General features: G+C 41.0%; 7 protein-coding genes. 4 read left to right on the top strand and 3 right to left on the bottom strand.

The genetic code is table 11. The features are described from left to right. On the top strand, nucleotides 1–432 hold a 432-nt coding region (locus tag AC6F75_RS05825), incomplete at its 5' end, for a fructosamine kinase family protein (RefSeq protein ID WP_500714012.1). A gap of 62 nt (nucleotides 433–494) precedes the next feature. Next, nucleotides 495–1379 (top strand): ACP S-malonyltransferase, encoded by an 885-nt coding sequence (fabD, locus tag AC6F75_RS05820; protein WP_500714011.1) that lies wholly within the window; start codon nucleotides 495–497, stop codon nucleotides 1377–1379. 195 nt (nucleotides 1380–1574) lie between these two features. Here the strand turns inward: fabD and galE are convergent, their stop codons facing one another. Together galE and AC6F75_RS05810 are read right to left on the bottom strand one after the other, a co-directional pair. Then, nucleotides 1575–2594, bottom strand: coding sequence for a UDP-glucose 4-epimerase GalE (gene galE, locus AC6F75_RS05815; protein WP_500714010.1), 1020 nt, complete (start codon nucleotides 2592–2594; stop codon nucleotides 1575–1577). Between the two features lie 39 nt (nucleotides 2595–2633). After that, the gene (locus AC6F75_RS05810) at nucleotides 2634–3800 is read right to left on the bottom strand and encodes an aminotransferase class I/II-fold pyridoxal phosphate-dependent enzyme (RefSeq protein ID WP_500714009.1); all 1167 of its coding nucleotides are present in this window, start codon (nucleotides 3798–3800) and stop codon (nucleotides 2634–2636) included. A gap of 98 nt (nucleotides 3801–3898) precedes the next feature. Here AC6F75_RS05810 and AC6F75_RS05805 point away from each other — a divergent pair, with 98 nt between their 5' ends. Both AC6F75_RS05805 and AC6F75_RS05800 read left to right on the top strand, forming a co-directional pair. Next, nucleotides 3899–5140, top strand: a complete 1242-nt coding sequence (locus AC6F75_RS05805; RefSeq protein WP_500714008.1) for a glycosyltransferase N-terminal domain-containing protein — start codon at nucleotides 3899–3901, stop codon at nucleotides 5138–5140. 56 nt (nucleotides 5141–5196) lie between these two features. Then, nucleotides 5197–5409 carry a hypothetical protein gene (locus tag AC6F75_RS05800; protein WP_500714007.1) on the top strand — a complete coding sequence of 71 codons (213 nt, stop codon included), beginning with the start codon at nucleotides 5197–5199 and terminating at the stop codon, nucleotides 5407–5409. Between the two features lie 56 nt (nucleotides 5410–5465). On the opposite strand, the gene AC6F75_RS05795 is transcribed toward AC6F75_RS05800, so the two are convergent. Continuing rightward, complete coding sequence (locus AC6F75_RS05795) at nucleotides 5466–6233, bottom strand: S24 family peptidase (RefSeq protein WP_500714006.1); 768 nt, start codon at nucleotides 6231–6233, stop codon at nucleotides 5466–5468. Nucleotides 6234–6511: the final 278 nt, after the last annotated feature.

The raw sequence follows: 6511 nt of genomic DNA, 5'->3' as shown, positions 1-6511 counted from the left end.
ACCCATTCCGTTGAATTTTATATAAAGAAAAGATTAAAACCCCAATTGCATCTCGCAGCCCAAAACGGGTTCGTTTTCAAAAACATCGCTCTTTTTTACAAAAACATCCAAAACGAAATCCCCGATGAACCCCCTGCACTTATTCACGGCGACTTATGGAACGGCAATTATTTGGTGGATAATTCGGGTAATCCCTGCCTGATTGACCCAGCAGTCTGTTTCGCTTCACGCGAAATGGACCTCGCCATGATGCAGCTCTTCGGCGGGTTTTCTGATGAATTGTTTAACGCTTACAATGATGCTTACCCTCTTACAAAAAACTGGAAAACCCGAACTGACTTATGGCAGCTCTACTACCTGCTCGTACACCTCAACCTTTTCGGAAGTGGCTACTACAATCAGGTAAACACCATCATAAGGAAGTATTCCTAAAATATTTTCTACTTTTGTAAAACACCAATAACTAATACACCATTCACAAATAACAAAACACCATGAACGCATACATCTTCCCCGGTCAAGGTGCCCAATTTACCGGAATGGGCAAAGACCTTTACGACCACTCAGAAGTCGCTAAAAAACGCTTTCAGCAAGCCAATGAAATCCTTGGTTTTGACATCACCAAAATCATGTTTGAAGGCACTGCCAACGAACTCAAGGAAACCAAAGTCACCCAGCCGGCTATTTTTTTGCATTCGGTGATACTCGCCGAAGTGCTGGGCGAAAGTTTTAAACCTGATATGGTGGCAGGACACTCGTTGGGAGAATTTTCAGCGCTTGTTGCCAATAAATGTTTAAAGTTTGAAGACGCCTTGTTGTTGGTTTCCAAACGCGCACAAGCCATGCAAAAAGCCTGCGAAATGCAGCCCTCCACCATGGCAGCTGTACTGGGGCTCGAAGACCACATTGTGGAAGCCGTTTGTGCTGATGTGGACGGCGTGGTGGTAGCTGCGAACTACAACTGCCCCGGCCAACTGGTGATTTCAGGAGAAGTAAAAGCCGTGGAAGAAGCCTGCGAACGACTCAAAGAACGAGGTGCCAGACGGGCGTTGTTGTTGCCTGTTGGCGGCGCCTTCCACTCCCCGTTGATGGAACCCGCCCGTGAGGAACTCGCCAAAGCCATTGAAAACACGCCTTTTGCAACCCCCATGTGCCCGGTCTATCAAAACGTAAGCACTTTTGCCGTAACAGACCCTGAGAAAATCAAAGAAAACCTCATCTTCCAACTAACGGCTCCGGTAAAATGGACGCAAAGCGTGCAAAACATGGTCAGCGACGGCGCCACCAAATTCATCGAAGTCGGCCCCGGGAATGTGCTGCAAGGACTGGTCAAAAAAATCCATAAAGATGCTGTGACAGATGCAGCGAGATTTGAATAGAAAAAAACAAGCACCACCCGAGGCCACCGGCCGAACTGTGCGTTAGCTAAATTCCAAAAGTATTGTGGCTGTTATTTAAGCACAGGAGCAGCATCAAGAGATGCAGAGATTGTTTTGGACGGTTAATAAAAATTGTGTTGCTCCGAAGTGAGGACACTTCGGAAAGCGGGTATTACTGATGGGAAGTATGGTTAATTATTTATCCCTCCGCACCTGCTGCTCCCACTTCCAAGCAGAACTTAACGCTTCCTCCAAATCACGTTTAGATTTCCAGCCCAGCTCTTTGTTGGCTTTGGTAGTATCAGCATAAACAGCTATCACATCACCCGGTCGGCGGTCAACCACTTTGTAGTTGAGTGATTTTCCGCTTACTTTTTCAAAAGCCTGTATCACTTCAAAGACTGAGGAACCTTTTCCGGTTCCCACGTTGAACACTTCAAAGGCAGTTTGGTTGTTTTTTTTAAGCAGGCGTTGCAAGGCCACCACATGCGCCTCTGCCAAATCCATCACGTGTATGTAATCACGAATGCAGCTACCGTCTTCAGTGGGATAATCATTTCCGAAAACGGAAAGCTGTTCGCATAATCCAATGGCAGTTTGCGTGATAAACGGCACCAAGTTCTGAGGAACCCCAAGGGGCAACTCCCCTATTTCACAAGATTCATGGGCACCAATAGGGTTAAAATACCGAAGCGCAATGGCTTTTAAGTCAGATACTTTTGTGGTGTCAAAAATGATTTCCTCACTGATTTGCTTGGTGTTCCCGTAAGGCGAATTGGCCACCTTTATAGGAGCGTCTTCGGTAATCGGCAAACTATCGGGTTCACCATAAACGGTACAAGACGAACTGAAAATAAAATTTTGAATATTGTTTTGATTGCACTCCTGAAGCAAATACACCAAGGTATTCAGGTTGTTTTCATAATACAACAATGGATTTTCCACACTTTCACCCACCGCTTTGGAAGCCGCAAAATGGATGATCCCATCAATGTCCTTGTGTGATTTAAAATATTGATGCACCTCGTTTTTATCGCGTAAGTCCAGATATTTGAATTGAGGAGTGATGTCTGTAATATTTGCAATCCCCTCCAAAACATCAATGGACGAATTGGACATATTGTCCACAATCAATACTTCAAAACCGGCTTGTTGCAACGCAACTGCCGTATGCGAACCGATGTACCCTAAACCTCCTGTAACCAGTATTTTCATAGTCCTCCCCCTAGCCCCCTCCAAAGGAGGGGGAATAGTTTATTTTAAAAATTCTATTATAGTATTTGTAATAAACCCAATCTGCTCATCATCTAACTCTGTATGCATTGGCAATGAAATAACTTCCTTCACCAATTGGTTGGTCACCGGAAAATCGGCTTCGTTATAACGACTGTCTTTATAAGCCTTTTGACTGTGCAAAGGTATGGGATAATAAATCCCATGTGGAATTCCTTTTTCCTGAAGGTGTTTTGCCAATTCATCCCTTTTCCCATTGGTGATTTTTATGGTGTATTGATGAAACACATGACAATCGCAGGTGTCGCAAATGCCGTTTGTTTTTGAACAATCTACATTGGTTACTGTCACCGGGGTTTCAATCGCCGGATGGTCTTTCAATGCTGCGGTATATTTTCTGGCCGCCTCCTGACGGGCTTTGTTATATTCATTAAGTTTAGGCAATTTAGCCCGCAATACTGCCGCTTGTATAGAATCCAATCGCGAATTCACACCCACCACATCGTGGTAGTAGCGTTCATACATGCCGTGATTGACAATGCCGCGCAGGGTGTGTGCCAAATCATCGTCATTGGTAAAAATAGCCCCGCCATCACCATAGCATCCTAAGTTTTTGGATGGAAAAAAAGAAGTAGCACCCACATGACCAATCGTTCCGGCTTTCTTTTTGCTTCCGTTTTTAAAGGTATAATTGGCGCCAATGGCTTGTGCATTGTCCTCGATGACATAAAGATTATGCTTTTCGGCGACAGCCATAATGGCGTCCATATTGGCACATTGCCCAAACAAATGCACGGGAACAATGGCTTTTGTTTTTGGGGTAATGGCTTTTTCTATGGCTTCTATATCAATATTAAAATTATCCGGATACACATCTACCAACACCGGGGCCAATTGCAACAAAGCAATCACCTCTACCGTGGCGGCAAAGGTAAAATCGGCTGTGATGACTTCGTCGCCGGGTTTTAAATTGAGGCCCATCATTGCAATTTGAAGTGCGTCTGTGCCGTTAGCACAGGGGATCACGTGTTTTACGCCCAGATAATCTTCCAGTTCTTTTTGAAAGCTGTGTACCTGGGGCCCGTTGACATAAGCGTTATTTTCAAGGACTTCGTTGATTGAGTTTTGGACTTGTTCTTTAATTCCTTCATATTGACCCTTGAGGTCAACCATTTGTAATTTCTTCATAGTTTATAAATAAGGTAGGACAACAAAAATAGGAAATTTCAATACCGGAAACAATGTAATTCTTTAAAGTAACGTATTTTAGCAGGAGATTTTAAACTATGCGGTTTTTGTATTCTACATTGACAAGTGCTTTCCAAGCGGTTTTACCTGTAAGCACGCTGTTTTCAGCTAAAATGAAACTATTTGTGAACGGAAGAAAAACGGTATTCCAAACGCTGCAATCCCAGCTTAGCCCAACTGATAAATCCATTTGGTTTCATTGCGCCTCTCTGGGTGAATATGAACAAGGACTTCCGGTGATGGAAGCTTTGAAAAAAAAATACCCCAATCATAAACTGGTAGTGACATTTTTTTCGCCTTCGGGTTATGAAAACAAAAAAAACAGTTCGATTGGCGATATCACGGTGTACCTTCCACTGGACACAAATAGTAATGTCAACAAGTTCCTGGATTTGGTTAAGCCCGGGATAGCTGTTTTTGTCAAGTATGAATTCTGGCCCAACTATTTGTTGGAACTGAACAAAAGAAATGTTCCATGTTTTTTGATTTCGGCGCTTTTTAGAAAAAAACAAGTTTTTTTTAAGCCCCACGGTTTCTGGATGCGTAAAGTTCTAAAAACGTTTACCCACATTTTTGTTCAGGACGAAAAATCAAAAACACTTTTGGAATCCATTTCCATAAATCAAGTTAGTGTGAGTGGCGACACACGCTATGACCGTGTTTCCAAACAAATTGAAGTTGACAACACCGTCGATTGTATCGAAAATTTTAAAGGCGACAAAATATGCGTAGTAGCCGGAAGCACCTGGCCGGAAGATGAAGCCGTTTTGATTGAATACATTAATGATTCTGAAAACATCAAATTTGTGATAGCTCCCCACAATCTGAAAGCTGATGAAATTGAAAATTTCGTCAAACAAATTGAAAAGAAGGTTATCCGATTTTCTGAAATAGAAGGTAAAAATTTGAATGAGTTTGATGTGTTTGTACTCGACACCATCGGCCTCTTAAAAAAGGTATACAGCTATGCCGATGTGGCTTATGTGGGTGGCGGAATGGGCACTACCGGACTGCACAATATTTTGGAAGCAGCCACTTTTGGCGTTCCAATAGTGATTGGCAAAAACTTTGGCAATTTCCCTGAAGCAAAGGCTTTGCAAAGCCGGGCTGGACTGTTTTCGATATCAGATAAAAACGAATTGAATATTACTTTCGACAAATTATTGAAGGATAAAAACTTCCGTGAAAAAACCGGGATGATCAATGGGCATTTTATCCAAAATCATACCGGCGCAACTGATAACATTTTAAATTATTTAACCAATTTTGTGAATTTTTAATAATTTCCAATCTTTTAATTCCTTAATTTTACAGTCTAATCAAAAATAATCAAGTTATGAAACGAATTGTTTTAATGTTAAGCATCTTAACAATCACCCTTACTGCTTTTACTTCTTGTAGAGAAACAACAACAAAAGAAGTTACAAAAGAAGTACATATTGAAAAAGAAGAGTCCAAGGGAGCACTTGAGCGCGCAGGTGAAAAAGTAGATTCAGAAGTTAATAAGGAAATTGACAAAACCATCGACAAAATTGGCGACGACAATTAATTGCACTTATTTTTTATATTAGTGCAGGTATAAACTAGTGTAGGCTTAGGTTTGCACTAGTTTATTCTTTTTAGCTGATTTTTTAATTCTTTCATGGACTCCTTAAGTTCCTTTAAAAGACTGCTTTCTTCAGTACTTTCAACACCAAAAGTGAGCTTGCTGTTGACCAGCCACAGTTCCTGTATTTCATAAAAATTGACTTCCACGGGGAGGTAGCTCTCGTTAAACGAAATCAGCCTGATTTTATTTTTTCCTTGAATTTTCAGGATTTTCTTGACTAAAATTGAATCTGCCAAAACAACTACATACACGCTGTTGTCCATCACTTCTTCAATTGAGGACACTGCTCTCCCAATCACCCAGTCGCCGGGTCGGATGCGTGGCAACATACTGTCTCCTTCCACCTGAAAACCACGGTAAGTAGCATTTCTGAATTGAGGTAAAGGCAAATCAAATGCCGGCAATTGTTCATACCAGCTGGGGTCCTGAATGTTTTGTGGGTAGCCGGCTGCAGCTTTTTCATTGACAAGCAGTATATTATCAGTCGTTTGTGAGTTTAAAGTAATTACTTTCGGAAAAACAGTAACACTTTCAGCCTTTTTAAGGTATTTATCTTTGCTTTCGCCATAGAGCCACAACGGATTGATTTGAAATTTTTTCATCAATGCCACAACTACTTTCCCAGAAATTTTAGATTTACCGCGTTCAATATCGGCAGTGGTTGTGGGAATTTCAAGCAATTCAGCAAAATTTTGCTGGGTGTATCGCAGTTCTTCACGTAAGTTTTTAAATCGGATGGCTTCAACAGGTGTTTCCGTTTTCATAGGACAATAATTTATTGAATAAAACTAATTATAATTTGGAAATAATCCAACTATTGATGGATTTATTTTAGATTTGTTGATGAATCATGTTAACAATAAAGTTTTTGAATTTGTTAATTTTTTCGAAAATAATAATAACTTTGTGTATTAATAACCAATTAAACTTTTTTGAGATGAAAAAAATATTTCTAAGCGTATTGGCTTTGGTTTTCACTTTTGCAGTAACTTCTTGCAGAGATACTGAAAAGAAAGCTGACGAAAACATGGAAGAACAAGCA

This window comes from Planktosalinus sp. (genome assembly GCF_059864935.1).
The sequence above is the reverse complement of the archived record's forward strand: the minus strand, read 5'-3'. Positions and strand labels throughout refer to the sequence as shown.